The sequence below is a fragment of the Streptomyces sp. PA03-1a genome, assembly GCF_033792805.1.
In the GTDB taxonomy this organism is placed as follows: Bacteria; Actinomycetota; Actinomycetes; order Streptomycetales; family Streptomycetaceae; genus Actinacidiphila.
Genome location: NZ_JARAVO010000047.1, coordinates 1 through 26,471 on the forward strand (window position 1 = coordinate 1; position 26,471 = coordinate 26,471).

The following is a 26,471-nucleotide window of genomic DNA, read 5'->3' on the forward strand; positions in this document are numbered from 1 at the left end:
ATGCCCGCGCGGACCAGCGAGGCGCCGCCCCCGCATCCGACGCCCCGTCGGGTGCTCCGCGCGGCGCCTCGCTGGTCCGCGCGGGCATCGTGCGGCAGCGGCCACACGTGAAGCCCCGGGCGGTCACCGGCGTCATCTGAGGCCCGTTCCTGCATGCTGACCGAGCGTCGCACCGCCGCTCCGTCAGATCGTCGAGCGGGCACCGTTCATCCTCTTTGGTCACCCGAAGTGCGGAACACCTCGCACAAGGTGACGATGAGCGCAATCGCTTCGACCCGGAGCGAGCTCCTTCCGTCATCTTCGAAGGCAGAGAGATGAACATACGAGCGAAGAAGACCATGTCCGGTCGACCCCGTCATAAGGTGCTTTGGGGTGTCGCCGGAGCCATGACGGTCGCCGCAGCGGTCGTCACGACCACCGCATTCGCCGGTCCCACGAACGCCTCCGCCACCGCGCGCACCGCCGCGGTCGCCGACGACGCCGCCTCGAACCCCGTCCAGGGCGGCGGCAACCGGGACAACTTCGGGCGGCTGAGGACCGCCGAGTTCCTGGGTGTCTCCGCTATGGTGCCAGCCGCTACGCCATCGCTGACGGTCAACGCTCGGTGCCCCTCCCGCACCGAGGTCACGGGCGGCGGCTTCGTCCTCACCAGCGCCAGCATCAACGTGCTCACAAGTCAGCGATCCGGTAACGGGTGGACGGTCACTGTCACTAACCCCGGCGGGGGTACGGCAGGCACCGCCCGCGCCGTCGTGGAATGCGCGGCGATCGTCCGCGACAACAACAACTGGTGACCCGACCCCCTACATGTGCCACCGCCCCGGCCCCCGTCGCACAGGAACGGGGGACCGGGGCGGGCCGTGCGCGACCGGGCGCGACCGGGCGTCAGGAGCGCTTGCCCGCCGACTCCGCCACGGAGAGGACCGCGACGCCGAGGACGACCAGGAGGACGCACACGTAGATCTCGTAACGGTCCAGGAAGCCGATCCGGTGGGTCAGTGCCCATAGGCGGAACCAGCCGCCGGTGAGCTCGTAGGCGATGCCGCCGATGCCCTGGGAGAGCAGCACGAAGCCGAGGAAGCCGAGGAAACCCTTCATGCCACGAGGCTAGGGAGCACGCGCCCGCGCGGGCTGTCGGCGAAAGTCGCCGATCACGCGCGGGCTGTCGTCCGAAAGTCTCGACTTGGGGCGCGGGGGTGGTGCCGGCGCCCCGGGACCGTACATTCGGGAACATGCGACGCGTACGGCAGGGGGTCGTCGCCGACATCGCGGTCTTCCTCGGTGCGGCGGCCTTCTCCGTGCTGTCCGTGGACGGGGTGGGTGCCCCGGTCGGGGCCGTCGAGCAGGCGGTCAGCGCGGCCGCGTGCGCGGCGCTCTTCCTGCGGCGGCGGTGGCCGGTGCAGCTGGCGGTGGTGCTGCTGGTGACCGGGTGGTTCGCGCACCTGGTCGGCGGCCCGACCGCGGTGGCGGTCTTCACCGCGGCGGCGCACCGGCCGCTGCGCACGACGGCCTGGGTGGCGGCCCTGGCGTTCGCTCCGCTGCCGCTGTTCGTGGCGCGGGGGCCCGACCCGGACCTGCCGGAGACCGGCTCGGCGACGACCTTCTTCGTGATCATGGCGGGCTCGATTGGCTGGGGGCTCTACGTGCGCTCCCGGCGCCAGTTGCTGGCCTCTTACGCCGAGCGCGGACGGCGGCAGGCGCGCGAGGAGATCGCCCGGGAGATGCACGACGTGCTGGCGCACCGGCTGTCGCTGCTGAGCGTCCACGCGGGAGCGCTGGAGTTCCACCCGGGGGCGTCCCCCGCGGAGATCGAGCGGGCCGCCGGGGTGATCCGGGAGAGCGCGCACCAGGCGCTGGACGACCTGCGCGGCATCATCGGCGTCCTGCGCGAGCCGGACGGTTCCGGTGCGGCGGACGGCGCGGGCGGACGGCCGCAGCCGACGCTGGCCGACCTGCCGCGGCTGGTCGAGGAGTCCCGGGACGCCGGGATGCGGATCGTGCTGGAAGCGGACGACGACGCCGTGGCGGCGGCGCCCGCCGCCTCGGGGCGCACGGCGTACCGGATCGTGCAGGAGGGGCTGACCAACGCACGCAAGCACGCCCCCGGCACGGAGGTGACCGTGCGGCTCGCCGGCGGTCCCGCGCGGGGGCTGACCGTCGAGGTCAGCAACCCGGTGCCGGCCGCGACGGCCGTGGTGCCGGCCATCCCCGGCGCCGGGCAGGGGCTGATCGGGCTGACGGAGCGGGCCTCGCTCGCCGGGGGCGACCTGGAGCACGGCCGGGCCGGCGGGGACTTCCGGCTGCGCGCCTGGCTACCGTGGGCGGCGTGACGATGGTGCGGCTGCTGCTGGTGGACGACGACCCGCTGGTGCGGGCCGGGCTGCGGATGATGCTGGGCGGGGCGCCGGACGTCGAGGTCGTCGCCGAGGCGGCCGACGGCGGCGAGGTGGCGGCACTGGTCCAGGAGCACTCCCCCGACGTGGTGCTCATGGACATCCGCATGCCCGTCGTGGACGGCCTCGCGGCCACCGAGGCGCTGCGGGCGCGGCCGGGCGCGCCCGAGGTGATCGTGCTGACCACCTTCAACACCGACGAGCACGTGCTGCGGGCGCTGCGCGCGGGCGCGGCGGGCTTCGTCCTGAAGGACACCGCGCCGCGCGAGATCGTCGAGGCGGTACGGAAGGTGGCGGCCGGCGAACCGGTGCTGTCCCCGGCGGTGACACGGCAGTTGATCGCCCAGGTCGCCGAATCCGGCGCCGGAGGAAGGGGCGCGCGGGCCACCGCACGGCGCAGGCTCGCGTCGCTGGGCGAGCGGGAGCACGAGGTGGCCCTCGCCATCGGGGAGGGCCGGTCCAACGCGGACATCGCGGCCGGGCTCCACATGAGCGTGCCGACGGTGAAGACCCACGTCTCCCGCATCCTCGGCAAGCTCGGCCTGAACAACCGGGTCCAGATCGCCCTCCTCGTCCACGACGCGGACGCCACGGGCCGGGGCTGACCGGGCGGAGGCCCCCGGGCTGTCTAGGGTGCGGTCATCAGTACGCGCGCACCCGCGCACCTGCGCACCTGCGCACCCGCACGGCCCGGCAGAGAGCGAGAGCCACCCCATGACCACCGGCACCTCCAGGACCGTCCTGATCACCGGCACCTCCTCAGGCATCGGCCTGGCCACCGCCGTGGCCGCCGCCCGTGCCGGCTGGAACGTCGTCGCGACCATGCGCGACCCCGGGAAGGCGGACGCCCTCCGCAAGGCCGCGGCCGGGGCGGGGGTCGCCGAACACGTCCACGTGAAGCGGCTGGACGTGACCGACGCCCGGCTGGTCGCCGCGGTGGTGGAGGACGTCGTCGTGGAGTCCGGCGGCCTGGACGCGGTGGTCAACAACGCCGGCGCCGGGCACGTCGGCACGATCGAGCTGGAGACGGTCGCGGACGTCCGCGCCACGATGGAGGTCAACTTCTTCGGCGTCGTCGAGGTCACCAAGGCCGCGATGCCCCACCTGCGCGCCTCCGGCGGGCGGCTGGTCACCGTCACCAGCGTGGGCGGCGTCGTGGGGCAGCCCTTCAACGAGGCCTACTGCGCCGCGAAGTTCGCGGTCGAGGGCTACATGGAGGCGCTCGCGCCCGTGGCGGCCGCGGTCGGGGTCACCGTGAGCGTCGTCGAACCGGGCGCGGTCGGCAGCGAGTTCGTCGCCAACCTCGGCATCGACATCCCCGCGTACGCGGCGGCCGCGGGCCCCTACCGGCCCGCGTTCACCCACTACCTCGACCGGACCACGCAGGCGTTCACGGCCGCCCAGACCATCGACGAGGCCGCGGCGCCCATCGTCGAGGTGCTCGGCGCCGAGCGGCCGCCCTTCCGCGTCCAGACCTCCCCGCGGGCCCGGGAGTTCACGGGCGTGAAGCTCGCGGACCTCGACGGGTCCGCGGTTCAGTCGCTGACCGGCGGCTGGCTCTCGGACCCGTCCTGACCGTCCCGCTCCTCCAGGGCGTCCGCGAGGGCGTCGACGAGCGCCACGACGCCCTCCGGGCCGTCCACGACGAGGTCGGCCCGGGCGGCCAGTTCGGCCACCTCCGCGCTGCCGCTGCACACCAGCACACCGGGCAGGCCGTCGGCACGCCGCTTCTCCACGGCCCCGAAGGCGGCCAGGTCGCCCAGGTCGTCACCGGCGTACAGCACGGGACCGGCGCCGACCTCCCGCAGGTAGTCGTTGAGGGCCACGCCCTTGTCCATGCCAGGCGGCCGCAGCTCCAGCACCATCCGGCCCGGCTCCACGATCAGCCCGTGCCGGTCCGCCAGATCGCGCAGCGGTCCGCTCAGCGCCTCGAACGCGGCCTGCGGATCCTCCGTGCGGCGCGTGTGGACGGCCACGGCGCGGCCCTTGTCCTCCACCCACGTGCCGTGCCACGCCCCGATCGCGTCCAGCACGCCCGGCAGTTCCGCGCGCACCGCGTTGACCCCGGGGTGCGCGCCGGGCGCCTTGACCTCGCCGGAACGGGCGTCCCACCGCTCGGCGCCGTAGTGGCCCAGCACGACCATGTGCTCCAGGGCCGGCACGCCGGCGAAGCCCCCGTACCGCACGGCCACGCCCGCGGGACGGCCCGTCACGACCACGACGGACCCGATCCGCGGCGCCAGCCGGGCCAGTGCGGCGGCCGCGCGGGGATGCGCCCGCGCGGCGTCCGGATCCGGCACGATCGGCGCCAGCGTCCCGTCGAAGTCCAGGGCCAGCACGGCCCTGCGGGGCTCCGCGAGCAGTGCGGCCAGGCCGTCCTTGCCCTCGGGCGTCGTGGGTACCGGCAGTTCGTCCCTGCGGCTGCGGCTCATGCCCCCGACCATACCGACCCCTGCGGGGGGCATGCCCGGCGTACGGAAGCATCCCGCTTCCGGCGGTGTTCTCCGCCCCCGCCCGCGGGTCCGCCGCGCCTGCGGCGGGCTGTCTCCCACTCACCCACTCGCCCGAACCCCGGACAACCAGTCGCCGGCGGGGACACCCATCTCACTGCCGGAAGGACGGGCGCGGACTGGTGGTGTCCGCCGCGGATCCACCGCTCCTGCGCGGCTCTCCCACCGCCGCCCGAACCCCGGACACCCGGTCACCGGCGGGGGCATCCATCGCGCCACCGCGCGGGGCGGGCGTCAGCGGGTGGTGCGGTGGGTGTCGCGGGTGCGGCGGAGGCGGTTGACCGTGACGGGGTCGTGCGCGAGGGCGCGGGGGTCGTCGAGGAGGGCGTTGAGGAGCTGGTAGTAGCGCGTGGGGGAGATGCCGAGGCGTTCGCGGACGGCGCGTTCCTTCGCGCCGGGTCCGGCCCACGTGCGGCGGGCGATGTCGAGGACGGCGCGGTCCTGCTCCGTCAGCCCGTCCGCGGGGGCGTCCGCCCCGGTCTCGTCCCGTTCCATCCGACCACCATATCCGCGCCCCGCCCGGCGGATGCGCCGGGTGTCCCTTCGGTCACACGGAGTCCCGACACCGACCCCCCTCATGAGGTCTACACCACTCGGGGTTCGCGCCCGCGACCCCGCCCGGCGCCCGTTCGCACGCGGCACGCGATCTCTTTCGACGAGTGGACTAGACCTTTTGCGGGGTCCCGCGCGACACTGTCCCCCGTGAGACACGTCATCGCCCTCGATGTGGGCGGCACCGGCATGAAGGCCGCCCTGGTCGCGGCGGACGGCACGCTGCTGCACGAGGCACGCCGCCCGACCGGCCGGGAGCGCGGCCCGGGTGCCGTGGTCGACTCCGTGCTCGACTTCGCCGCGGACCTTCGTACCTACGGCGAAAGCGCTTACGGCGAGCCCGCCGCCGCGGCCGGCGTCGCCGTGCCCGGGCTGGTCGACGAGCGGGCCGGCATCGCGGTCTACTCCGCGAACCTCGGCTGGCGCGACGCGCCCCTGCGCGACCTGCTCACCCGCCGCCTCGACGGCACCCCCGTCGCCCTCGGCCACGACGTGCGCGCCGGCGGCCTCGCCGAGGGCCGGCTGGGCGCGGGGCGGGGCGCCGAGCGCTTCCTGTTCGTGGCGCTGGGCACCGGCATCGCCGGGGCGATCGGCATCGAGGGCCGTGTCGAGGCCACCGAGCTCGGGCACGTCGTCGTCCGCCCCGGCGGCCCGGTCTGCGGCTGCGGCCAGCGGGGCTGCCTGGAGACGGCTGCCTCCGCCGCCGCCGTGGCCCGCGCCTGGGAGGCCGCGGGCGGGAGCCCGGACGCCGGGGCCGCCGGCTGCGCCGCCGCCGTCGAGGCGGGCGACCCCCGCGCGGCGGCCGTGTGGGACGAGGTCGTCGCCGCCCTCGCCGACGGCCTGGTCACCGGGATCACCCTGATGACCCCGGGAACACTGATCGTCGGCGGCGGGCTCGCCGAGGCCGGCGACACCCTCTTCGCACCGCTGCGGGCCGCCGTCGAGCGGCGGCTGACCTTCCAGCAACTCCCCCTCATCGTGCCGGCGGCCCTCGGGGACACCGCCGGATGCCTGGGCGCAGGGCTGCTCGCCTGGGATCTTCTCTCCGTGGAGGTGACCGCTTGACTGCGGCAACTAGCGTGCTGACCGGTGCCCGTGTGGTGCTGCCGGACGGCGTGGTCGAGGACGGCCGGCTGACCGTCGAGGGCCGCTCGATCGTCGCGAACGACCCGCTCCAGGCGTCCACCCGCGACCTGGCCGGACACTGGATCGTCCCCGGCTTCGTCGACATCCACGTGCACGGCGGCGGCGGCGCGTCCTTCTCCTCCGGTGACGCCGAGGCCGTCCTCACCGGCGTCGCCACCCACCGGCGGCACGGCACCACCACCCTGCTCGCCTCGACGGTCACCGGGGACCTCGACGACCTGTCCCGGCAGGCCGCGCTGCTGTCCGAACTGGTCGAGCAGGGCGACCTGGCCGGCATCCACTTCGAGGGGCCGTTCATCTCCCCGCACCGGCGCGGCGCGCACAAGCCCTCGCTGCTGCGCGACCCGCACCCCTCGGACGTCCGCAAGCTGCTCGATGCCGCCCGCGGAACCGCGCGCATGGTGACCCTCGCCCCCGAACTGCCCGGCGGGCTCGACTCGGTGCGGCTGCTGGCCGAGCACGGCGTCATCGCCGCCGTCGGCCACACCGACGCCGCGTACGAGGCCACCCTGCAGGCCGTCGAGGCGGGCGCGACCGTGGCGACGCACCTGTTCAACGCCATGCCCGCGCTGCTGCACCGCGCACCCGGCCCGATCGCCGCGCTGCTGGAGGACGAGCGGGTCACCGTCGAGCTCATCAACGACGGCGTCCACCTGCACCCGGCCGTCCTGGAGATGGCGTTCCGCAGCGCCGGGGCCGACCGGGTCGCCTTCATCACCGACGCCATGGACGCGGCCGGCTTCGGCGACGGCCGCTACCTGCTGGGCCCGATGGAGGTCGACGTCGTCGACGGCGTCGCCCGGCTCGTCGAGGGCGGCTCCATCGCGGGTTCCACGCTGACCCTGGACACCGCGTTCAAGCGGGCGGTGACCGTGGACGGGCTGCCCGTCGGCGACGCCGTGCGCGCGCTGAGCGCCAACCCGGCGCGACTGCTGGGCGCCTACGACCGGATCGGCTCCCTGGAGCCGGGCAAGGACGCCGACCTGGTGGTCCTGGACGCGTCGTTCGACCTCGTGGGCGTGATGCGGAAGGGCAGCTGGGTCGTCGAGCCCTGACGGACCCCCAGGCGGCGGGGTCTGTGCCTCCGGGCGTTCCTTTGGCATGATCCCTTCCCATCGCACACGCTGTTCGAAGGGATCATGCGGTGATCGTCACCGTCACGCTGAACGCCGCCATCGACGTGACCTACCGCGTCCCCCGGCTGCGGCCGCACACCACCCACCGGGTGTCGGAGGCCGCGGAACGTCCCGGCGGCAAGGGGCTGAACGTCGCCCGCGTCCTCGCCGCGCTCGGCCACGAGGCCGTCGCGACCGGCTTCGCGGGCGGCGCGTCCGGTGACCGGCTGCGGGCCTACCTGACGGGGATCGACGGCGTCACGGACGCCCTCGTGCCCACCTCCGGCAGCACCCGGCGGACGGTGGGCGTCGTGGACGAGTCGGGCGGCGACACCACGATGTTCAACGAGCCCGGCCCGACGATCACCTCGCAGGAGTGGGCGGCCTTCCTCTGTACGTACCGCACGTTCCTGGACGGCGGCGCGGCGCGCGCCGTGGCGCTGTGCGGCAGCCTCCCGCCGGGACTGCCGGTCGGCTGCTACGCCGAACTCGTGCGGGACGCCCGCGCCGCGGGCGTCCCGGTGCTGCTGGACACCAGCGGTGAGCCGCTGCGGCGCGGCCTGGCCGCCCGGCCCGATCTGGTCAAGCCCAACGCCGCCGAACTGACCGGGCTCACCGGCGCGACGGAGCCCATGCGCGCCGCCCGTGACGCCCGCCGCCGCGGCGCCCGCGCCGTCGCCGCCTCGCTCGGCCCCGACGGCATGCTCGCCCTCGCCGAGGACGGCACCGTGTGGACCGCCCGGCCGCCGGCGCCCCTCCCCGGCAATCCCGCCGGCGCCGGCGACTCCGCCGTCGCCGCCCTGCTCTCCGGGCTCGTCGAGGGCCTCGACTGGCCGCGGCGCCTGGCCCGCGCCGTCGCCCTCTCGGCGGCCACCGTGGCGGCACCGGTGGCGGGCGAGTTCGACCGCGGGGTGTACGAGGACCTGCTGGGGCGGGTCGAGGTGCTGTGCTCGGAGGAGACGGGGCGTTAGCCCTTGTGCTCGCCCTGCTCGACCGAGACCTGGTCGAGGTAGTAGTTGCACTGGTTGCCCGCCTCGCAGGACAGGGCCACCGTGTTCTCGCCCTGCTTCAGCCGGATGTAGCTGTAGGACTTGGTCCAGCCGCCCTCGTAGTCACCAGGCTTGGCGTGCGCGAAGTTCCGCAGGCTCATGGGCCGCTGCTGCTTCTCGCCGTTGACGGTGATCGTGGCGTTCCCGTCGGCGCCCGGCACGCTGTATTCCACGAACAGCGTGTACGCGCCGTCCTCGGGAACGGAGAAGTTCCACGTGGCGGAGGCACCCACGGACTCCATCCCGGCGACGTACTTGCCGTCGGCACCCTTGCCGCCGGAGACGCCGGTGGCGATCGTGGCACCGCCGGCCAGCTTCAGGGTGGCCGCGTCCACGACTCCCGGAACGGTCGCGCTCGCCGAGGCCGAAGGCTCGCCGGAGCTGTCGTCCTTGCCGCCGTCGCTGCTCGCGGTCGGCGTGGAGCCGCCGCCCGCCTGCGGGGTCTTGTCGTCACCGCCCGCCATGGCGACGCCGATGCCGATCGCGACGGCGGCGACCACGGCGACGGCGCCGATCAGCAGGCCCTTGCTGTTGGGGCCGCCGGCACGCGGGGACGCGGCGCGCCGGCCGCCGCCGCCGGCCGGTCCCGACGGGCCTGCGGGGCCCTGGGGGAACTGCTGGGTCGCCTGTGCCTGCTGGGGCTGCGGCTGACCGTAGGAGGGCGCCTGCTGGCCGTACGCGGGCTGCTGCTGCGGGTAGCCGTAGCCGCCCTGCTGCGGCTGCTGCTGGCGCCGCTCACCGACCCGCTGCACCTGGTTGTACGAGGTGCGGGGCACACCGGGCTGGGCAGCAGCCGTCTGACCCGGCTCCTCGCCGTCCTGGCGGTACAGGTACGCGAAGGGGTCGTCACTCCCGGGCTCGGGGGCACCGTTGTTGCCGGCCGTCATCCGCTCTTCACCTTCCACTGCCTGTCACTTGCACAGCACCTGTCAGTACCGGGCCATCCGGCAATAGGCGTACGCTCACGCGGTGGCCGAATGTTCATGATCGATTCATCCGCGGCCGTCACGGGCGGACACACCTCTGACCACGGCACCCTACCTGGAACCGGTGATGGACCGCTCAACCGTCCGAAGCCCCGGGTTGTGCACATACGGTGGAGACGTGATCGACAGCACAGCCGCGTGGACGGGGTGGCGGGAGGCCACGGAGCGGGCCCTGTACGGCCCGGGAGGCTTCTTCCGCCGGGAGCGCCCGGCCGCCCATTTCCGCACCTCGGTGCATGCCTCGCCGCTGTTCGCGGGCGCCGTCGCCCGGCTCCTGGAGCGCGTCGACGCGGACCTCGGGCACCCCGGCGAGCTGGCCCTGGTGGACGTCGGCGCGGGCGCCGGGGAACTGCTCACGGGGGTGCTCGATGTGGTTCCCGCCACGTTGCGCGCCCGCCTGCGGCCCCACGCGGTGGAGAAGGCCCCCCGACCGGACGGCCTGGACGCCCGGGTGACCTGGTCCGACGAGCTCCCGCGGGGCCTGCGGGGCCTGCTCTTCGCCAACGAGTGGCTGGACAACGTGCCGGTCGCGGTGGCGGAGACCGACGCGCACGGTGTGCCCCGCCACGTCCTCGTCCGCGCCTCGGACGGCGCCGAGCGCCTCGGCGACGCCGTGTCCGGGGAGGACGCCGCCTGGCTGCGCCGCTGGTGGCCGGTCGAGGGCGCGGATGCCGGGACCCGGGCGGAGATCGGCCGCTGGCGGGATTCCGCCTGGGCGGCCGCGGTGGCCTCCCTGGAGACCGGGCTCGCCGTCGCGGTCGACTACGGCCACGTGGCCGGGGCCCGCCCGCCGTACGGGACGCTCACCGCGTTCCGGGCGGGCCGCGAGGTCTCACCGCCCGTGCCCGACGGCTCCTGCGACATCACGGCGCACGTGGCGATGGACGCCTGCGCGGGCCCCGGGGCGGTCCTGCGCACCCAGCGCGAGGCCCTGGGTGCCCTGGGGGTCACCGGGGCCCGCCCGCCGCTCTCCCTGGCCTCCTCCGACCCCGCCGGCTACGTGCGCACCCTGGCCCGCGCGGGTCAGGCGGCCGAGCTCACCGAGCCGTACGGTCTCGGCGGCTTCCTCTGGCTGGAGCAGCCCGTGCCGGCCGCCGCGGAAGCTGCGGGGGGCACGCCCCGGGACGCGTAAAGGGATGGGAAACTGGGCCCATGACGGAGACCACGATCGGCATCGGCGGCGCGGCCGAAGGCACCGACATGGTGCTGAACATCGGCCCGCAGCACCCCTCGACGCACGGGGTGCTGCGCCTGCGCCTGAGCCTGGACGGCGAGCGGATCGGCTCGGCCGAGCCGGTCATCGGGTACATGCACCGGGGCGCCGAGAAGCTCTTCGAGGCCCGGGACTACCGCCAGATCATCATGCTGGCCAACCGGCACGACTGGCTCTCCGCCTTCTCCAACGAACTCGGTGTCGTGCTCGCCGTGGAGCGCATGCTCGGCATGGAGGTGCCCGAGCGTGCCGTGTGGACCCGCACCCTGCTCGCCGAGCTGAACCGGGTGCTCAACCACCTGATGTTCCTCGGCTCCTACCCCCTCGAACTGGGCGGGATCACCCCGATCTTCCACGCGTTCCGCGAGCGCGAGGACCTGCAGGCGGTCATGGAGGAGGTCTCCGGCGGCCGCATGCACTACATGTTCAACCGCGTCGGCGGCCTCAAGGAGGACCTCCCGAGCGGCTGGCACGGCCGGGTCCGGGCCGCCGTCGCCGCCGTGCGCTCGCGCATGGGGACCTTCGACGACCTGGTCCTCGGCAACGAGATCTTCCGCGGCCGCACCCGCGGCGTCGGCGTCCTCGCCGCGCGGGACGTGCACGCGTACGGGGTGAGCGGGCCGATCGCCCGCGCCTCGGGCGTCGACTTCGACCTGCGCCGGGACGAGCCGTACCTGGCCTACGGGGAGTTGGCGGACACCCTGAAGGTCCCCACCCGCACCGAGGGCGACTGCCTGGCCCGCTTCGAGGTGTTGCTGGAGCAGACCCACGTCGCCCTGGACCTCGCCGACGCGTGCCTGGACCGGCTGGCCGAGCTGCCCCCGGGACCCGTCAACCAGCGGCTACCGAAGGTGCTCAAGGCCCCCGAGGGCCACACGTACGCCTGGACCGAGAACCCGCTCGGGCTCAACGGCTACTACCTGGTCTCCAAGGGCGAGAAGACGCCGTACCGGCTGAAGCTGCGCTCGGCGTCCTACAACAACATCCAGGCGCTCGCCGTACTGCTGCCGGGCACGCTGATCGCCGACATGGTGGCGATCCTGGGCTCGATGTTCTTCGTCGTCGGCGACATCGACAAGTGACCGGCGGGAAGCCCGCGGGCGGCCCGCCGGACGTCGGGAAGCCGGGCGTCAGGAGGACTGGGCGCGCAGCTCGCTGAGGTCCAGCTGCTCGGTCTCGTCGTGCACGGTCAGGTCGATGACCTCGGCCTGCTCGGCCACGGCCTCGTCCCCGACGACGTCGGCGAGGTCCGCCCCCGCGGGCGCCGCCTCGCCGGCCGGTTCCAGTTCCTGGGGGCGGGCCTTCTCGTTCTTCGTGCCGAAGAAGTCGAAGCCGCCCTGGGCTCGGCTGGCCTGCCGGTTGGGCTTGGCGTACGGCAGCACGGCCGCGGCGACCGCCGGGACGAGCTTGGGCTGGCGCACCGGCAGCGCCGGGGTGTTCCCGCTGCCGCTGGTGGTGGCGTCGGCGGGACGCTCACGGACGGCCGGGTCCAGCGCGTGCCTGCCCTGCGGCTCGTCGGTGTCGGCGAGGTCGCGGCGGCGCGCCTCCTCGACGGTGAGCGCGGCCTGCTGGCGGGCGCCGTTGCGCGACAGGTCCCGCAGCGCGGAGGCGGCCCGCAGGTACGCGGCCGGGCTGACCGGCGAGGTGTAGGGCACGGGCAGCGCGGAGCCGACCGCCTTCTTGGCGACGCGGCCGTCCTCCAGGGCGCGGGCCCGCTCGGACTCGGCGGTGGCGTAGCGGCGCAGCAGGTCCGCGTGCTCCGTGCGGAGCCGGGCCAGTTCGGCGCGCTTGCCGCGCAGCTTGTTCTCCAGCTTGCCGCGCAGCTCGCGGGAGTCCTCGAGGTCCACCTCGAGCTCCGCGATCCGCTCGTCGGCACGCCACTCGTCGCGCACACGCGCGGTCTTCAGGTCGGCGACCTGCTTGCCGGCCGCACGGTCCCAGCTGCGCAGCAGGAAGGCGCCGCCGCCGGCGACACCGGCCGCCGCGACGACGAACACACGGAGCAGCACCGGATCACCGATCACCAGCGCGCCGACGGCGAGGGCCGCGGCGGAGCCGGCGACCGTCACGGGCGGGAGCAGCCGGTGCAGCGGCTGGGAATGGCGGTGTCGTCCACGGGGCATGGAAGGGAACTTAGCGTGCCCGTGCGTCGTGTGGGGCCGCGGCATCCGATTTCTCACCGAACACACAACGACAAATACGGAGGGCGCTCGCGCGTGCACCAAACGTCACACGAACGCCCTCCCGCCACCATTTAGTCGATCTTGTCCGTCCGGGACCGTCCGTCGGCCCCGGGGCCTCAGCCCTTCAGCAGGCCCTTCGACTTCAGGTAGTCGGCGGCCACGTCCTCGGGCTTCTTGCGCTCCGCGTCCACCTGCTTGTTCAGCTCGGTCAGGTCGGCCGTGGTCAGCACCTGGGTGAGCTTGTCCAGGGCCGCGGCGACGTCCGCCCCGCCGGCCTCCTTCGCGTTGACGACGGGCAGCACGTTGTCGGCGTTCTGCAGGCCCCTGTCGTCCTCCAGGAGCACCAGGCCGAACTGGTCGAGGGTGGCGTCCGTGGTCGTGGTGAGCACCAGCTGGTCGGTGCCGTCCTTGACGGCCTGCTTGGCCTGGACGGTGCCGACGCCCTTGGTGTCGACCGACGTGACGTCTATGCCGTAGGTCTTCTTCAGGCCGGGCGAGCAGAAGGGGCGGATGGAGCACTCCTCGCCCGCGGCGAGCTTGACCTTGATCTTCGACTTCCCGAGGTCGGAGAGGGTCTTGAGGTTGTTCTTCTCCGCGAAGTCCTTGGTGACCGCGAACGCGTTCTGGTCGACCGCCTCACCGGCCGGCAGCACCTTCAGCCCGCGCGGGTCGGCGAGTTCGGTGAGCGCCGTGACGGTGGCGTCGACGTCGGAGGAGGCCACGGGCGCGGCGTCCTTGCCGTTCACCTTCGCGTTGAGGAATTCCGCGAGCGTGGCCGCGTACTCGGGGACGACATCTATCTGGCCCTTCTCCAGGGCGGGTTCGTAGAGCTCGCGGTTGTCGACCGTCTTGATCGTGGTCTTGTAGCCGGCGTCGGTCAGCAACTGCGCGTACAGCTGCGCGAGGACCGTGCTCTCGGTGAACCCGGCCGAGCCGACGGTCAGGGAACCCTTGCCGCCGCCTGCCGACGAACTGCCCCCTCCCCCGCTCTTCTCCAGGCTGTCGCCGCCGCAGGCCGCCAGGCCGGCGGAGAGGACCGCCACGGCGGCCACGGCGGTGGCGGTGCGCAGGGCCTTGCTCATGAGAACTCCATCTGATGTGTGGGACGGGCAGGTCTTCGGGAAGGTCGGGACTTCCGCGTGGGGGACACCAGGCGCTGCAGCAACAGGAAGACTCCCTCCACGAGCAGGGCGAACGCGGCCACGAGCACCGCTCCAGCCACGACCTTCGGGGTGTCGAACTGGGCGAAGCCCGCGGTGATGATGCGGCCGAGGCCGCCCTCACCGGGAATCGCGGCGAGCGTGGCGGTGGCGACGACCTGGACGGCGGCCGAACGCACCCCGCTCAGGACGAAGGGCGCCGCGAGCGGTAGCTCCACCCGGGCCAGCAGCTGGCCGCCGGTCATCCCCATTCCGCGGGCGGCCTCCACCGCGTCCCGGTCGACCTGGCGCATGCCGACGTAGGTGTTGGTGAGGAGCGGCGGTACGGCGAACAGCACCAGTGCGATGATGGTGGGCCAGTAGCGCGCCGAGTTCGTCGCGACGATGAGCAGCACCAGGATGGCGAAGGTGGGCACCGCCCGGCCGACGTTCGAGAGGTTCACGGCGAGCGCGCCGCCCTTGCCAAGGTGGCCGAGGAGGATCGCGACCGGCAGGGCCACGAGGCAGGCGATGGCCAACGACACGGAGGTCAGCACCAGGTGCTCGCCGAGCCGCTGCAGCACTCCGTCGGTGCCGGTCCAGTTGGCGCCCGTGGTCAGCCAGTGCCACGCGCCGGGGATCGTCCCCATCAGCCCACCGCCTTGGCGGCCCTGGTCCATGGCGTGAGCAGCCGCTGCACCCCGAGCAGCAGCAGATCGGCGACGAGGGCGAACACCACGCAGATCACGGACGCGGTGAGCACTTCCGCCTTGAAGAAGCTCTGCATGCCGGCCTTGATGAGATTGCCGAGACCCCCGTAGCCGATGATCGCGCCGACCGTGGTGAGGGAGACCGTGGCAACCGTGGCGATGCGCACGCCCGCCATCACCGCCGGCAGCGCCAGCGGGAGCTCGACCTCCCACAGCAGGCGTATCGGCCCGTAGCCCATGCCGCGCGCGGCCTCCCGCGCGTCCTCGGGCACAGCGTCCAGACCGGCCAGGAAGTTCCTGACGAGGATGGTGAGCGAGTACAGGGTCAGACCGGTGACGACCACCGACGCGGAGATCCCGAAAACCGGCACCAGCAGCGAGAAGAGGGCCAGCGACGGGATCGTGTAGAGCACCGTCGTCACCCCCATCACCGGCGCCGCGGCCACCCGCCAGCGCCGGGCGAGCAGGGCCAGCGGCAACGCGAGCAGCACGCCCGCCGCCACCGACGCCACGGTGATCCAAAGATGTTGCACACCCGCGTCCAGCAACTCCTGGCTGCGCGTGCGCACGTACTCACCGCAGATCCAGTCGTTCGCCGCCAGGCAGTCCTGTCCGGCCATGCGATGCCACCTCCCCCGCCCGCTTCAGATCATGCAGGTGAGCGTAAACCCGGCCACCGACATTCCCGGCGTCCCGCCACATCCTCGCAACACCCCCTTCACAACCATCGCCGAGCGTGTACCAAGCTGGGGGTGAGCCGCACCGCCCAGCGCCGACGAGAGGTCCCGATGATCCGCTTCGAGAACGTCACCAAGCGCTACCCCGACGGCACCACCGCCGTCGACGACCTGTCCTTCGACGTGCGCGAGGGCGAACTCGTGACCCTCGTCGGACCGTCCGGCTGCGGCAAGACCACGACGATGAAGATGGTCAACCGGCTCATCGAGCCCACCGCCGGCCGGATCCTGCTGGACGGCGAGGACATCGCCCGCACCGACCCGGTACGGCTGCGCCGCCGCATCGGCTACGTCATCCAGAACGTCGGGCTGTTCCCCCACAAGACCGTGCTGGAGAACACCGAGACCGTGCCGCACCTGCTCGGCTGGACCCGCGCCAAGCGCCGGGCGCGCGCCGCCGAGCTGCTGGAACTGGTCGGCCTGGACCCGTCCGTGCACGGCTCCCGCTACCCGGAGCAGCTCTCCGGCGGGCAGCGGCAACGGGTCGGTGTGGCACGGGCACTGGCGGCCGACCCGCCGCTGCTGCTGATGGACGAGCCCTTCGGCGCCGTCGACCCGGTGGTGCGCGAGCGGCTGCAGTCGGAGTTCCTGCGGCTGCAGGAACAGGTGCGCAAGACCGTGCTGTTCGTCACCCACGACATCGAGGAGGCGGTCCGGCTCGGCGACCGCATGGCGGTCTTCGGCCCCGGCCGGATCGAGCAGTACGACACCCCCGCGACCGTGCTCGGCTCCCCCGCCACCCCGTACGTGGCCGACTTCGTCGGCTCAGACCGCGGTCTGAAGCGGCTGTCCGTCACGCCGGTCGAGACCGCCGACCTGGAGCACCCGCCCGTCGTGCGCGCCGGCTCCCCCGCCGCGGAGGCCGCGGCCGTCCTGGCGAAGCAGGGCGACCCCTACGCCGTCGTCCTCGACGACGACGGCGGGCTGCGCGGCTACGTCGCCGCGGGCACCCTCACCTCGGGCACCGTGGCCGACCACACCCGCCGCCTGGAGGCCTGGGTCCCGGTCGGCGCCCCCCTCAAGCGGGCCTTCAGCGCGATGCTCCAGCACGACGCGGGCTGGATAGCCGTCGTGGACGGCGACCGCTTCGCCGGGGTGCTGACCCCGGCGACGCTCCACACCGCGCTGCGCCGTTCGGTCAACGAGGACGGCGACGACGAGGACGCGGGGCGGTCGGTGGCGGCCGGGACCGGGCCGGGCGACAATCGCCGGGCCGAACCGGACGCGGAAGCCTCCTGATGCGGAGCGTTCCATGACCACCCCGCGGGACCTGATCATCACCGCCCTGGAACGGGCCGCCGAACGCGCCGTGGAGCCCGGCGACCTCTCCCTCGCCCTCGCCGCGGCCGAGGCCGTCGACCTCCTGGCCGCGGGGGCGGTAGCCCTGGAGGGCGACCGCCTGGTGCCGGGCGGGCACCCGGAGATCGCCGACCCGCTGCTGGAGGAGGCCGCGGCCGCGCTGGTGCGCCGGACGCCGTACGAGACCCCCGGCGACTGGCTGTGGCGCAGGGGCCGCGGCCTGGCCGATGTCTACCTGGGCGCCCTGGAAGCCGGGGGCGAGGTCGTACGGGAACGGCACCGGCGGTGGCTGGTCCGCGACACCCGGACCGTGCTGGGCGACTCCCCCGCCCGTCGCCGCGCGGCGGACCGCCTGGCGGCGGACGAGCCCGTCCTCGCGGCCCTCACCGGGGCGCTCGGCCTGCGCGTCGGCCCAGCCGCCGACGCGGCACCCGGCGTGACCGACCCCGCGAAGGCCCGCGTCCTGGCCGCCCTCGACGGCGCGCTGGCCGAGCTGACGGCCGAGCGCCGACGGCGCTCCCGCCGGCAGGCCGACGCCGCCGCCGAGAACGTCCGGCGCGGCTACTGACAGAGCTAGGCCCGGCCGCCCACCGCGCCGGTGCGGTTGTCGTCCTCGTCCTCGGGGAGGCGGCAGACCCGCTCCAGGAAGATCGCGGCGGCGCAGACCGCGATGCCGGCGATCACCGCGGTGCCCGCGTAGATCGCCTGGTCACGGCGGGGGTCGTTGTCCAGCTGGTACATGACGAGGAAGACGCACGCGCCGCCGTACATGCCCGCGACCAGGGCAGCGACCAGCGCGCTGGCCTGGCCGAAGACCACCGCCCGGGCGGCCAGCAGCGGGTCCACGCCCTTGGCTCCCGGACGCCGCTCGCGCTGCGCGCGCAGCCTGGAGCGCAACGACAGCGCCGTCGCCGCCAGCACGGCGGCGATCAGCGCCAGCACGATCGGCGCGGCCACGGGCACGCCCGGCAAGGTGCCGAGCGAGTCCCAGAGCTTCGCGCCGGCCCAGGAGAGCACTCCGGCCACCACGAACAGTCCGACCAGGGTCCTGATGCGCAGCGCCTTCACCGAGTGCTCGCTCCCCACATCACATCGACGAACGTACCGACGGGATCGTAACGATTACTCCGGCAGCCTGAGTTCCACGTCGCCCCGGGCCCACACGCTCTCGCGGCCCACGCCGGCCAGCAGACCGGCCACCGGCCCCTGTCCCGGCAGTTCCGCCGCGGGGTCGATGTCGAGCCACGGCGCCAGCACGAAGGCCCGCTGGTGCGCCCGCGGATGCGGCAGCGTCAGCTCCGGGTCGTCGGAGACCACGCCCTGGTAGGCCACGATGTCGACGTCGATGGTGCGCGCGCCCCAGCGCTCGGTGCGGGTCCGGGCGAAGGCGTCCTCGATCGCCCGGCCGCGCTCCAGCAGCGAGGACGGCGGCAGCGTCGTCCTGACCAGGACGACGGCGTTGAAGTAGTTCGGCTGCGAGCCCGGCTCGACGCCCCAGGGCTCCGTCTCGTACACCGGCGAGACCTTCTTGACCCGGACGCCCGGGGTGTCCTCCAGGGCGTCCACGGCGCCCTGCAGCGTCTCCAGGCGGTTGCCGAGGTTGCTGCCCAGCGAGATGACGGCGAACTTCGGATTCTGCAGCGTCGAGTCCGCGGCGTCGACCTGCGCGACGACGGAGGCCGGGACCGGCTGCACGGTGGGGTCGTAGCTCACGGGCGCCTCCGGGTGATGGTGACGGACACATCGGCGAACGGGACGGTGATCGGGGCATGCGGCTTGTGCACGGTGACCTCCACCTCCTGGACCAGGTCGTGCTTGAGGACCTGGTCGGCGATCCGCTGGGCCAAGGTCTCGATCAGGTCCACGGGCTCGCCCTCGACGACGGCGGTGACCTCCTCGGCCACGATGCCGTAGTGCACGGTCCTGGTCAGGTCGTCCGTGGCGGCGGCGGGGGCGGTGTCCAGGCCGAGGACGAGGTCCACGAAGAAGTCCTGGCCCTCGCGGCGCTCGTGTTCGAACACGCCGTGGTGCCCGCGGGCCTTCAGGCCGCGCAGCGCGACACGATCCACGATTCACTCCCGCTGGTCGACGGACGGACGGGCGGGCGCGGTCCGCCCGCCCAGCGGGAGGGGAGGGCCGCTCCGCCCTTACTCGAATGTACCTTCGACCACCGACAGTCCCCAGTACCGGGCACGGCGGCGGCCGACCGCCCCGCGCTTACCCCGGGACGCAGCGGCCTACTCCGGCCTTCACCACTTCTTGGCTCGAACGAGTGGTCAGAAGGCCTCAGGCTGACCCCTCGCCGCCGTTGTCGGCGTCCTCCGCGGCGTCCTCGTCGGCCCCGTCCGCCATCACCGGGGAACCGTGGTGCACCCACAACCGCCAGCCCTCCGGTGTGCGCCGAAACACATTCGTGGCGACCACCAGGCCGCCCACGAGGGAGCCCATCTCGCCCTCCTCCTCGGCGGGGCCGCCGGTGAGGATGTTCTCGGTGCACGTGACGAGGGCCGTGTCGCCGTCGACCGCCACCTCCACGTCGGTCAGGAAGAACTGGATGTACTCGGTGTTCGCCATGATCAGGGCGTACGAGCGCATCACCTCGCGTCGCCCGCGCAGCACCGGCCAGCCCGGGTGCACCACGGACACCGTCTCCGCCAGCGGGCCGGTCAGCACCAGCTCCTCCAGCGCGTCCAGGTCGGACCGCTCCACTGCGTCGTAGAACGCCTGGTTCGCCTCCTCGACCCGTGCGGCCTCGGCGGTACGCGGCGTCATCCTGTGCCCCCGTCCCTCGTCGTCTGCTCGCGTGCGTCGCTCACCAAGCCCCCTCGTTCGCTTCTCCCGGCACACCTCGGCACCCCGCCGCGGGCATCATCGCCGCCTGCCGCCCGGCAGCCTCGCGTGCGTCGCTCACCAAGCCCCCTCGTTCGCTTCTCCGCCCGCTCGGCACCCCGCCGCGGGCATCATCGCCGCCTGCCGCCCGGCAGCCTCGCGTGCGTCGCTCACCAAGCCCCCTCGTTCGCTTCTCCCGGCACCCCTCGGCACCCGGTCGGACACGTAGCTCACCGAGCCCCTTCCAGCGCCCGTGCGACCCGTACGGCGTCGGCGCTGTCGTGCACCTCGTGCACCCGGACCGCCCAGGCGCCGCGGCCCGCCACGATGGCGGTGACGGCGGCCGTGGCGGCGTCGCGTTCCCTGGCCGGGGGCGGATCGCCGCCCTCGCCGGCCAGCACGCGGCCGAGGAACCGCTTGCGGGAGGCCGCGATCAGCAGGGGGCGGCCGAGGGCCAGCAGGTCCTCGACGTGGGCGATCAGGGTCAGGTCGTGTTCGGCGTTCTTCGCGAAGCCCAGCCCCGGGTCAAGGACGATCCGCTCCGGGTCGACGCCGCCCGCCACCGCGTGCTCGAAGCTGCGCCGCAGCTCGGTGGTGACCTCGCCGACGACGTCCCGGTAGACCGCCCGGTTGTTCATGTCGATGCTCTGGCCGCGCCAGTGCATCACGATGAACGGGCTGCCCGTCGCCGCGACGACCGGGATCATCGCCGGGTCGGCCAGTCCGCCGCTGACGTCGTTGACCAGCGCCGCGCCCGCCTCGACCGCCTTCTCCGCGACCGTGGCCCGCATCGTGTCGACGCTCACCACGACCCCGGCCCTGGCCAGCTCGCGGACGACCGGGACCACCCGGCGCAGTTCCTCCGCCTCGTCCACCCGCGCCGCGCCCGGACGGGTCGACTCACCGCCGACGTCCACCAGGTCGGCACCGGCCGCGACGAGGTCCAGGCCGTGCTTCACGGCCAGGTCCGTGTCGAACCAGTCGCCGCCGTCGGAGAACGAGTCCGGCGTGACGTTGACCACGCCCATGACCGCGCACCGGTCCCAGGACGGCAATCCGGCCACGTGGCCGCGCATCGTACCCATGAGGTCAGCCTAGAGCGGGCGGCTCACCGCAGGCGCCGGGAGGCCCACGCGGGGAGCGCCAGGGTGACGAATCCCTCGGCGCGCATGGCGGCCAGGCCGATCCGGGGCAGGTCCCCGGTGGCCCGGAAGACCAGGAAGCGCGGCAGCCACTCCGGCTGGAACTTGGCGTTGAACCGGTACAGCGACTCGATCTGGAACCACCGGGACAGGAAGACCAGCAGGCCCCTCCAGGTCCGCAGCACCGGCCCCGCGCCGAGCCGCTCCCCGCGGGCCAGCGCCGACCGGAACATCGCGAAGTTCAGCGACACCCGCCGCACGCCCAGCCGCGGCGCCTCGCCCAGCGCGGCCACGATCAGCAGTTCGTTCAGCCCCGGGTCGGCGGACCGGTCGCGCCGCATCAGGTCCAGCGACATGCCGTCCTCGCCCCAGGGCACGAAGTGGAGCACCGCCCTCAGCACGTCCTGCGCGTCGTGCGCCGTCACCACCACGCACTCCTCGTCCGCCGGGTCGCCGAAACGGCCCAGCGCCATGGAGAAGCCCCGCTCGGTGTCCGTGCCGCGCCAGGCGTCCGCGGCGCGGCGGACCCCGTCGCGTTCCTCCTCGCCCAGTTCCGCCACGCGCCGGACCCGGCACACGTACCCCGCGCGCTCGGTGCGCTTGACCATCTGCCGCACGTTGCGCATCGCCCGCCCCGACAGGGAGAAGCAGGAGGTCTCCACCACCGCCTCGTCGCCCAGCTCCAGGGCGTCCAGACCGGTCTCCCGGGTCCACACCTCCCCGCCGGTCTCGCTGCAGCCCATGACCGCGGGGATCCAGGCGTGCGCCCGGGCCTCGGCCATGAACCGCTGTATCGCCCCCGGCCAGGCCTCCACGTCGCCGATCGGGTCGCCGCTGGCGAGCATCACCCCCGACACCACGCGGTAGCAGACCGCGGCCTTGCCGCTCGGCGAGAAGACCACGCTCTTGTCCCTGCGCAGCGCGAAGTGCCCCAGGGAGTCACGGGCCCCGTGCCGTCGCAGCAGCGCCCGCAGCCGCTCCTCGTCCCCGGCCGTCAGCTCGGCGACCGGGTGGGCCGGTCGCAGTGCCAGGTACGCAGTGGTGGCGGCGATCAGGAACCCCAGCCCGCCCAGCGAGTACGCGACGACGTCGGAGGCCTGGCCGGTGGCGTAGGAGACCGGCCCGTCGAAGCCGAAGAGCCCGCAGACCACCTCGGCCAGCCGGTCCGTCCAGGACGGGTCGCCCATCTCCGCCGCCGGGTGGGCGGAGACGATGGCCAGTCCCACCACCAGGCTGAGCGTGCTGAGCCCCGCGAAGGCCGCGACCGCCTTCAGCCGGGTACGGGGGTCGCCGAGCGCCGAGAACTCCGCCCGGTACCCGATCAGCAGGGCCAGCAGCACCGCCGACAGCAGGGCCCCGCCCAGCGAGTGCCGGTGCAGCACCTGCGCCACCGCGCCCGCCGGCAGCAGCAGCACGGCCGCCCGCCAGGCGCGCTTCTTCCCCCGCTTGAGGGCGTGCGCCAGCATCAGCATCAGGATGCCGGTGACCACCCCCGCCGCCGCGGCCACCGAGGTGACCGTGCCCGGGAAGACCCCGGCGAGCACGTGCATCCGGCTGTGCCGGAACCCGGGGAACACCGCCGCCGCGAGGTCCAGCAGCCCCACCAGCGCGCACGCCCTCCCCACCACGCGGGGCGCCGCCGACCCCGGCATCAGCCGTGGGAGCCGTCGCACCCTGTCCCGGGGAACCCGGACAGCGGGATCTTCCTCTGCCACGACAGACATCAGCCACCACGCCCCGGCGATGCGGTTCACCACCGCACGCCCCGCTCTCGTCGGAGATTTGCGCCCTGTAGGACGTGAACTCCGGCGGGCGGGTTCCGTCGCCGGGCGGGAAGCGCGGAACGGGAACGGGGAACGGGGCACGCCGACCGGGCCGCGGGCCGGGGCCCGCGGCGCCTCAGGTCACTGGGCCATGATCAGGCTCATCGCCTCCGCGCGGGTCGCGGGGTCGCGCAACTGGCCCCGCACCGCCGAGGTGATGGTCTTCGCGCCGGGCTTGCGGACCCCGCGCATCGTCATGCACATGTGCTCGCACTCGATGACCACGATCACACCGCGCGGTTCGAGTATCCGCATGAGCGAGTCCGCGATCTGCGTGGTGAGCCGCTCCTGCACCTGCGGGCGGCGGGCGAAGACGTCGACCAGGCGGGCCAGCTTCGACAGACCGGTGATCTTGCCGTCCACGGAGGGGATGTAGCCGACGTGGGCGACGCCCACGAACGGAACCAGGTGGTGCTCGCAGCTCGACAGCACCTCGATGTCCTTCACCAGGACCATCTCGTCGTGCCCGAGGTCGAAGGTGGTCGTCAGGACGTCCTCCGGCTCCTGGTAGAGCCCGGCGAAGATCTCCCGGTACGCCCGCGCGACCCGGCCGGGGGTCTCCCGCAGCCCCTCGCGGTCGGGGTCCTCCCCGACGGCGATCAGCAGCTCACGGACGGCGTTCTCGGCACGCTTCTCGTCGAACTCGCCGATGGGGCGCAGATCGCCCTCCAGGGTCACCGGGTCGGTCATGTGTGCCTCGTTCCTCAGACGTACCGAAATGCGTGCACCGCGGGAGCCGCGGAAACGCCGCGCCCCCCAGGATAGGAAACCTGGGGGGCGCGACACGCATTCCGATGTCCGTGACCAAGGCCACGTCGCGGACGTCAGGACTCCGGGTTGGGCTCCTCCGGGAGCTCCACCGTCTCGGCGGACTTGCTCAGGGAGGACGCCGTGGTGCTGCCGTTGGCCGTCGGCTGGGTGCCGTTGGTCAGGGCGAGCTCCTTGGGCGAGAGCACCGGCGGGCGGGTCGACGGCGTACGCCGCGAGGAACCCGTCCAGGCCGGACGCGCCGGACGCTTGACGATCGACTTGAAGATCTCGGCGATCTCCTCCTTGTTCAGCGTCTCCTTCTCCAGGAGGGCCAGAACGAGGTTGTCGAGGACGTCGCGGTTCTCGACCAGGATCTCCCACGCCTCGTTGTGCGCGGTCTCGATGAGCTTCTTGACCTCTTCGTCGACCAGCCCGGCGACCTCTTCCGAGTAGTCGCGCTGGTGGGACATCTCACGGCCGAGGAAGGGCTCCCCGTCGCTCGACCCGAACTTGATCGCGCCCAGCCGCTCGGTCATGCCGTACTGGGTGACCATCGCGCGGGCCGTGGTGGTGGCCTTCTCGATGTCGTCCGCGGCACCCGTGGTGGGGTCGTGGAAGACGAGCTCCTCCGCCGCGCGGCCGCCCATGGTCATGGCGAGCCGGTCGAGCATCTCGTTGCGGGTGGTGGAGTACTTGTCCTCGTCGGGCAGGACCATCGTGTAGCCGAGGGCACGGCCGCGGGACAAGATCGTGATCTTGTGGACCGGGTCGCTGTTCGGAGAAGCCGCCGCGACCAGGGCGTGACCGCCCTCGTGGTACGCGGTGATCTTCTTCTCCTTCTCGGACATGATCCGGGTGCGCTTCTGCGGGCCGGCCACGACACGGTCGATGGCCTCGTCCAGCATCGCGTTGTCGACCAGCTTCTTGTCGCTGCGCGCGGTGAGCAGCGCCGCCTCGTTGAGCACGTTCGCGAGGTCCGCGCCGGTGAAGCCGGGGGTCCGGCGGGCGACGGCCTTGAGGTCGACGTCCGGGGCGACCGGCTTGCCCTTCTGGTGGACCCGGAGGATCTCCAGACGGCCCTGCAGGTCGGGGCGGTCGACGGCGATCTGCCGGTCGAAACGGCCCGGGCGCAGCAGCGCCGGGTCCAGGATGTCCGGGCGGTTGGTGGCGGCGATCAGGATGACGCCGCCCTTGACGTCGAAACCGTCCATCTCGACCAGCAGCTGGTTCAGCGTCTGCTCGCGCTCGTCGTGACCGCCGCCGAGGCCCGCACCGCGGTGCCGGCCGACGGCGTCGATCTCGTCGACGAAGACGATGGCCGGGGCGTTCGCCTTGGCCTGCTCGAACAGGTCGCGGACACGCGAGGCGCCGACACCCACGAACATCTCGACGAAGTCGGAACCGGAGATCGAGTAGAACGGGACCCCCGCCTCACCGGCGACGGCGCGCGCGAGCAGGGTCTTGCCGGTTCCGGGCGGGCCGTAGAGCAGCACACCCTTGGGGATCTTGGCGCCCACGGCCTGGAACTTCGCCGGCTCCTGCAGGAACTCCTTGATCTCCTGGAGTTCCTCGACGGCCTCGTCCGAGCCCGCCACGTCGGCGAAGGTGGTCTTCGGGGTGTCCTTGGTGATCAGCTTGGCCTTGGACTTCCCGAAGTTCATGACCCGGGAGCCGCCGCCCTGCATCTGGTTCATCAGGAACAGGAAGACCACGACGATGAGGACGAAGGGCAGCAACGACAGCAGGATGCCGACGAAGGCGTTCTGCTTCGAGGGCGCGACGGTGTAGCCGTCGGGCAGCGTGCTCTTGTCGCCGTCGTCGACCTTCGCCTGCAGGATCTTGGCCACGTCGACGCCCTGGTCGCCGATGTAGCTCGCCTTGATCTTGGAGCCCAGGTCCTTGTCGCCTACCTTGGCGCCGTCCTTGAGCTCGACCTTGATCGTGTTCTCGTCGCCGGTGGTCAGCTCGGCGGACTTGGCCTGGTTGCTGTTGATCGCCTCAATGGCCTGGCCGGTGTCCACCGTCTTGTAGCCACCGGAAGAACCGACGACCTGCATCAATACGACCACGGCGAGGACAGCCAGCACGATCCACATGACTGGCCCACGGAAATAGCGCTTCACGTCCATCCATGCGGGGCGAAATCGCCCCGTCCCTCCTGCCACAGTGAGGCACCGCGGCCTGGGGGCCGCCGGTGCATCCGGTGTATGAACCGACCTTCGGACGGTACCCCAGCATTGTCACCCGAAGTCGCCGGAGACCATAAACAAACAGCGTTACCACCCTCCAACGCGGAGGAGGGCGTCGGGGTTCCCGGAGCCTCAGCCGCCGTACACGTGCGGCGCAAGGGTGCCGATGAACGGCAGGTTCCGGTACTTCTCCGCGAAGTCCAGGCCGTATCCGACCACGAACTCGTTGGGGATGTCGAAGCCGACGTACTTCACATCGATCTCGACCTTGGCGGCGTCCGGCTTGCGCAGCAGCGTGCAGACCTCGAGCGAGGCCGGACGGCGCGAGCCGAGGTTGCTGATCAGCCAGGACAGGGTCAGTCCGGAGTCGATGATGTCCTCGACGATCAGGACGTCCCGGCCGGCGATGTCGGTGTCCAGGTCCTTGAGGATCCGCACGACACCCGAGGACTTGGTCCCGGCGCCGTACGAGGACACCGCCATCCAGTCCATGGTGACCTGGGAGGACAGGGATCGCGCGAGGTCCGCCATCACCATGACGGCGCCCTTGAGGACGCCGACGATCAGGAGGTCCTTGCCCTCGTAGTCCTTGTCGATCTGCGCAGCCAGCTCCGCCAGCTTGGCGTCGATCTCTTGCTTGGAGATGAGCACCTTCTCGAGGTCGGTGCCCATGTCGTTCTCGTTCACCCGCACAACTTCCGGCTCG

At 73.0% G+C, this 26,471-nt stretch carries 28 protein-coding genes; 11 read left to right on the plus strand and 17 right to left on the minus strand.

Features of this window, described 5'->3' with window-relative positions:
• Nucleotides 1–386: 386 nt before the first annotated feature.
• Nucleotides 387–794, plus strand: coding sequence for a hypothetical protein (locus tag PV341_RS13110; RefSeq protein ID WP_500357836.1), 408 nt, complete (start codon nucleotides 387–389; stop codon nucleotides 792–794).
• Nucleotides 795–885: 91 nt separating this feature from the next.
• Here the strand turns inward: PV341_RS13110 and PV341_RS13115 are convergent, their stop codons facing one another.
• Nucleotides 886–1,098, minus strand: coding sequence for a hypothetical protein (locus PV341_RS13115; RefSeq protein ID WP_500357837.1), 213 nt, complete (start codon nucleotides 1,096–1,098; stop codon nucleotides 886–888).
• A gap of 134 nt (nucleotides 1,099–1,232) precedes the next feature.
• Here PV341_RS13115 and PV341_RS13120 point away from each other — a divergent pair, with 134 nt between their 5' ends.
• The 3 genes from PV341_RS13120 to PV341_RS13130 are packed head-to-tail and all read left to right on the plus strand — an operon-like array spanning nucleotide 1,233 to nucleotide 3,968.
• Complete coding sequence (locus PV341_RS13120) at nucleotides 1,233–2,330, plus strand: sensor histidine kinase (protein WP_500357839.1); 1,098 nt, start codon at nucleotides 1,233–1,235, stop codon at nucleotides 2,328–2,330.
• 2 nt (nucleotides 2,331–2,332) lie between these two features.
• Nucleotides 2,333–2,998, plus strand: coding sequence for a response regulator transcription factor (locus tag PV341_RS13125; RefSeq protein WP_500322765.1), 666 nt, complete (start codon nucleotides 2,333–2,335; stop codon nucleotides 2,996–2,998).
• Between the two features lie 28 nt (nucleotides 2,999–3,026).
• Nucleotides 3,027–3,968 carry an SDR family NAD(P)-dependent oxidoreductase gene (locus tag PV341_RS13130; RefSeq protein ID WP_500357841.1) on the plus strand — a complete coding sequence of 314 codons (942 nt, stop codon included), beginning with the start codon at nucleotides 3,027–3,029 and terminating at the stop codon, nucleotides 3,966–3,968.
• On the opposite strand, the gene otsB is transcribed toward PV341_RS13130, so the two are convergent.
• Both otsB and PV341_RS13140 read right to left on the minus strand, forming a co-directional pair.
• Complete coding sequence (otsB, locus tag PV341_RS13135; protein ID WP_500322741.1) at nucleotides 3,929–4,825, minus strand: trehalose-phosphatase; 897 nt, start codon at nucleotides 4,823–4,825, stop codon at nucleotides 3,929–3,931. The two genes, PV341_RS13130 and otsB, sit on opposite strands and share 40 nt — an antisense overlap.
• A 312-nt stretch (nucleotides 4,826–5,137) precedes the next feature.
• Entirely contained in the window at nucleotides 5,138–5,398 is a 261-nt protein-coding gene (locus PV341_RS13140) for a DUF3263 domain-containing protein (RefSeq protein ID WP_499512503.1), read from the minus strand.
• A 207-nt stretch (nucleotides 5,399–5,605) separates the two neighbouring features.
• Between PV341_RS13140 and PV341_RS13145 the strand changes: the two genes are divergently transcribed.
• The 3 genes from PV341_RS13145 (at nucleotide 5,606) to PV341_RS13155 (ending at nucleotide 8,687) form a co-directional block, all read left to right on the plus strand.
• A complete protein-coding gene (locus tag PV341_RS13145) occupies nucleotides 5,606–6,520 on the plus strand; it encodes an ROK family protein (RefSeq protein ID WP_500322740.1) in 915 nt (304 codons plus the stop codon).
• A complete protein-coding gene (gene nagA / locus PV341_RS13150; protein WP_500357843.1) occupies nucleotides 6,463–7,656 on the plus strand; it encodes an N-acetylglucosamine-6-phosphate deacetylase in 1,194 nt (397 codons plus the stop codon). The genes PV341_RS13145 and nagA overlap by 58 nt, the downstream gene beginning before the upstream one ends.
• Before the next feature lie 89 nt (nucleotides 7,657–7,745).
• Nucleotides 7,746–8,687, plus strand: coding sequence for a 1-phosphofructokinase family hexose kinase (locus tag PV341_RS13155; RefSeq protein ID WP_500322737.1), 942 nt, complete (start codon nucleotides 7,746–7,748; stop codon nucleotides 8,685–8,687).
• Here the strand turns inward: PV341_RS13155 and PV341_RS13160 are convergent.
• Nucleotides 8,684–9,652, minus strand: coding sequence for a carbohydrate-binding protein (locus tag PV341_RS13160; RefSeq protein WP_500357844.1), 969 nt, complete (start codon nucleotides 9,650–9,652; stop codon nucleotides 8,684–8,686). The genes PV341_RS13155 and PV341_RS13160 overlap by 4 nt on opposite strands.
• A 217-nt stretch (nucleotides 9,653–9,869) precedes the next feature.
• Here PV341_RS13160 and PV341_RS13165 point away from each other — a divergent pair, with 217 nt between their 5' ends.
• A complete protein-coding gene (locus PV341_RS13165) occupies nucleotides 9,870–10,883 on the plus strand; it encodes an SAM-dependent methyltransferase (protein ID WP_500357846.1) in 1,014 nt (337 codons plus the stop codon).
• 20 nt (nucleotides 10,884–10,903) lie between these two features.
• Nucleotides 10,904–12,046 carry an NADH-quinone oxidoreductase subunit D gene (locus PV341_RS13170; protein WP_500357848.1) on the plus strand — a complete coding sequence of 381 codons (1,143 nt, stop codon included), beginning with the start codon at nucleotides 10,904–10,906 and terminating at the stop codon, nucleotides 12,044–12,046.
• Between the two features lie 48 nt (nucleotides 12,047–12,094).
• On the opposite strand, the gene PV341_RS13175 is transcribed toward PV341_RS13170, so the two are convergent.
• From PV341_RS13175 to PV341_RS13190, 4 genes are all read right to left on the minus strand, one after another.
• A complete protein-coding gene (locus tag PV341_RS13175; RefSeq protein ID WP_500322732.1) occupies nucleotides 12,095–13,087 on the minus strand; it encodes a hypothetical protein in 993 nt (330 codons plus the stop codon).
• Nucleotides 13,088–13,263: 176 nt separating this feature from the next.
• Nucleotides 13,264–14,229, minus strand: coding sequence for an ABC transporter substrate-binding protein (locus PV341_RS13180; protein WP_500322731.1), 966 nt, complete (start codon nucleotides 14,227–14,229; stop codon nucleotides 13,264–13,266).
• The gene (locus PV341_RS13185) at nucleotides 14,226–14,936 is read right to left on the minus strand and encodes an ABC transporter permease (RefSeq protein ID WP_500322730.1); all 711 of its coding nucleotides are present in this window, start codon (nucleotides 14,934–14,936) and stop codon (nucleotides 14,226–14,228) included. The genes PV341_RS13180 and PV341_RS13185 overlap by 4 nt, the downstream gene beginning before the upstream one ends.
• Nucleotides 14,936–15,616: an ABC transporter permease gene (locus PV341_RS13190; protein WP_500357850.1), complete on the minus strand. Its 681-nt coding sequence runs from the start codon at nucleotides 15,614–15,616 to the stop codon at nucleotides 14,936–14,938. Before PV341_RS13190 ends, PV341_RS13185 begins: the two co-directional genes overlap by 1 nt.
• 168 nt (nucleotides 15,617–15,784) lie before the next feature.
• On the opposite strand from PV341_RS13190, the gene PV341_RS13195 reads away from it, so the two are divergent.
• Together PV341_RS13195 and PV341_RS13200 are read left to right on the plus strand one after the other, a co-directional pair.
• A complete protein-coding gene (locus PV341_RS13195) occupies nucleotides 15,785–16,972 on the plus strand; it encodes an ABC transporter ATP-binding protein (protein ID WP_500322764.1) in 1,188 nt (395 codons plus the stop codon).
• Between the two features lie 13 nt (nucleotides 16,973–16,985).
• Nucleotides 16,986–17,600, plus strand: coding sequence for a GPP34 family phosphoprotein (locus PV341_RS13200; protein ID WP_500322726.1), 615 nt, complete (start codon nucleotides 16,986–16,988; stop codon nucleotides 17,598–17,600).
• A gap of 5 nt (nucleotides 17,601–17,605) precedes the next feature.
• On the opposite strand, the gene PV341_RS13205 is transcribed toward PV341_RS13200, so the two are convergent.
• The 9 genes from PV341_RS13205 to hpt form a co-directional block, all read right to left on the minus strand.
• A complete protein-coding gene (locus PV341_RS13205) occupies nucleotides 17,606–18,100 on the minus strand; it encodes a DUF3180 domain-containing protein (protein WP_499516874.1) in 495 nt (164 codons plus the stop codon).
• A gap of 54 nt (nucleotides 18,101–18,154) precedes the next feature.
• Complete coding sequence (folK, locus tag PV341_RS13210; protein ID WP_499512515.1) at nucleotides 18,155–18,745, minus strand: 2-amino-4-hydroxy-6-hydroxymethyldihydropteridine diphosphokinase; 591 nt, start codon at nucleotides 18,743–18,745, stop codon at nucleotides 18,155–18,157.
• A complete protein-coding gene (gene folB / locus PV341_RS13215) occupies nucleotides 18,742–19,101 on the minus strand; it encodes a dihydroneopterin aldolase (protein ID WP_499512516.1) in 360 nt (119 codons plus the stop codon). Before folB ends, folK begins: the two co-directional genes overlap by 4 nt.
• Nucleotides 19,102–19,318: 217 nt before the next feature.
• Nucleotides 19,319–19,804, minus strand: coding sequence for a nuclear transport factor 2 family protein (locus PV341_RS13220; protein WP_499512517.1), 486 nt, complete (start codon nucleotides 19,802–19,804; stop codon nucleotides 19,319–19,321).
• A gap of 287 nt (nucleotides 19,805–20,091) precedes the next feature.
• On the minus strand, nucleotides 20,092–20,946 hold the full coding sequence (folP, locus tag PV341_RS13225) for a dihydropteroate synthase (RefSeq protein WP_500322725.1): 855 nt from the start codon (nucleotides 20,944–20,946) through the stop codon (nucleotides 20,092–20,094).
• Nucleotides 20,947–20,969: 23 nt separating this feature from the next.
• Nucleotides 20,970–22,727 carry a phosphatidylglycerol lysyltransferase domain-containing protein gene (locus PV341_RS13230; RefSeq protein WP_500357852.1) on the minus strand — a complete coding sequence of 586 codons (1,758 nt, stop codon included), beginning with the start codon at nucleotides 22,725–22,727 and terminating at the stop codon, nucleotides 20,970–20,972.
• Nucleotides 22,728–22,907: 180 nt separating this feature from the next.
• The gene (gene folE, locus PV341_RS13235; RefSeq protein WP_500322721.1) at nucleotides 22,908–23,516 is read right to left on the minus strand and encodes a GTP cyclohydrolase I FolE; all 609 of its coding nucleotides are present in this window, start codon (nucleotides 23,514–23,516) and stop codon (nucleotides 22,908–22,910) included.
• Nucleotides 23,517–23,650: 134 nt separating this feature from the next.
• Nucleotides 23,651–25,705, minus strand: coding sequence for an ATP-dependent zinc metalloprotease FtsH (gene ftsH, locus PV341_RS13240; RefSeq protein WP_500322720.1), 2,055 nt, complete (start codon nucleotides 25,703–25,705; stop codon nucleotides 23,651–23,653).
• 192 nt (nucleotides 25,706–25,897) lie between these two features.
• Nucleotides 25,898–26,437: a phosphoribosyltransferase gene (gene hpt / locus PV341_RS13245; protein WP_499516875.1), complete on the minus strand. Its 540-nt coding sequence runs from the start codon at nucleotides 26,435–26,437 to the stop codon at nucleotides 25,898–25,900.
• Nucleotides 26,438–26,471 lie beyond the last annotated feature (34 nt).